1 protein-coding gene is annotated in these 962 nt (G+C 55.6%); it reads left to right on the forward strand.

Annotated features, from left to right (window positions below; all coding sequences use genetic code 11):
* Positions 1 to 882, forward strand: an 882-nt coding sequence (locus tag NKI70_RS33860; protein WP_352726461.1) for a hypothetical protein, incomplete at its 5' end; no start/stop codon positions are given.
* Between the last annotated feature and the right edge of the window lie 80 nt (positions 883 to 962).

Below are 962 nucleotides of genomic sequence, written 5' to 3' on the forward strand. Positions count from 1 at the left end.
GTCGTTCATCAGAACCTCGATCGGTTCTTTACGTCGATATTCACGCAAAACGCAGTTGGCGCACAAGCAAGGGCGGTGGCTCTTATTACGGATGCTTCAAAAGCCTGCATTTTGACGGTCGATCCTTCCGCTTCGAAAGCGGCGCTCTTTTCCGGCAGTTCGACCACAAAACTGACAGGCTGCTCCGTCATGTCGAATTCGATAGCTCCGGACGCCATCAAACTTCAGGGATCGGCAAGCCTTGATGTCGATTGCCTGATATCGGCAGGCGGTGTTTCGTTGAGCAACGTCGTGAAGACCGTTTGCGCCAGCCTGATAACTCAGGCGCTGCCCGCTGCTGATCCTTTTGCCGACCTGCCGGCGCCGCCGGCCACGAACCCTTGTCAAAACGGCAATCAGTCAACCTTGCAACCTGGAACATACTGCAAGGGGCTCAGCTTGAGCGGCAATGTAACCCTCTCGCCCGGGATATACGTCATTGAGGGAGGCGATTTCAAAGCGAGCTCGAATGCAAATATTTCCGGCGAGGGTGTCGTCATTTATCTGGCCGATACCTCCGGCGTTAGCATGAACGGCACGGCGACCGTCAAGCTCAGCGCACCGACGTCGGGCACCTATTCAGGTGTGCTGTTCTATGGCGACAGAGCCAACCTGGCGGGATCCAACACGTTTAATGGCACGGCGGATTCGCTATTGACCGGCGCTCTGTATTTTCCAACACAGGGCGTCAATTATCTCGGCAATTTCTCGGGCAAAGGTGGTTGCACGCAGGTCGTCGCAAGTACCGTGCAATGGTCCGGCAACGCAAACATCATTCAGGATTGCACGAGCCTTGGAATGCGAGACATTCCGGCCACGCAAACCGTTCAGCTTGTCGAGTAGTTTTCGTGGATCGGCTACAAGTCCGGATGTTCCGGAGTGATTCGGGTGTTGCCGCGGTAGAGTTTGCGCTGGTTCTGCCC

It is taken from the genome of Mesorhizobium sp. M0500, from assembly GCF_040321165.1.
Taxonomy (GTDB): domain Bacteria; phylum Pseudomonadota; class Alphaproteobacteria; order Rhizobiales; family Rhizobiaceae; genus Mesorhizobium.